This is a genomic window from Vibrio sp. 704, from assembly GCF_033339295.1.
The window spans coordinates 1-765 of record NZ_JAWOUH010000352.1; the positions used below are offsets into that span (position 1 = coordinate 1).

A 765-nucleotide genomic window follows, 5' to 3' on the forward strand; every position below is an offset into this window, starting at 1 on the left:
GTACCAACCGTGATACCTAACAACAGTGCCGTTGCAAAGCCGTGGATCATTGCCCCGCCCTGTACAAACAGTGCAATAACTACGAACAACGTTGTACCAGAAGTAATCAACGTACGGCTCAATGTTTGTGTAATCGAAGCATCCATGATGTCCGCAGGATCACCTTTACGCATCTTGCGGAAATTTTCACGAATACGGTCGAATACTACGATGGTATCGTTGAGCGAGTAACCAACAACCGTTAGCAACGCAGCCACGATAGTTAGGTCCACTTCAATCTGTAGGAATGAGAATACACCCAGCGTGATAATAATATCGTGCGCCAACGCCATTACAGCACCTGCCGCTAGACGCCATTCAAATCGCATTGATACGTAAATCAGGATACAGATGAGCGACACTAGGATCGCCAGACCGCCGGCTTCAGTTAGTTCATCACCAACGTTTGGACCAACAAACTCAATACGGCGCATTTCTACGCTTTCACCAGTACCTTCTTTGATCGCACCGATGATTTGGTTACCTAGCGTTTCGCCAGAAACGTCGTCACGAGGACGAAGACGCACCATCACATCGCGAGCACTACCAAAGTTCTGTACTGTCGCATCTCCGAAACCTTTTGCATCAAGTGCTGTACGGATTTCTTCAAGGTTAGCTGGTTTTTCAAAACCAACTTCGATTAGCGTACCGCCCGTGAAGTCTAGACCCCAGTTCAGCCATTTGGTTGATAATGTGAAGATAGAAGCGGCAATCATAAAGATTGAG

1 protein-coding gene is annotated in these 765 nt (G+C 47.2%); it reads right to left on the reverse strand.

Going from position 1 to position 765, the window contains the following annotated elements; translation table 11 throughout:
* Positions 1-765: protein translocase subunit SecF (gene secF, locus R7R24_RS26415; protein ID WP_318120078.1), on the reverse strand; the 765-nt coding region annotated here is incomplete at both ends.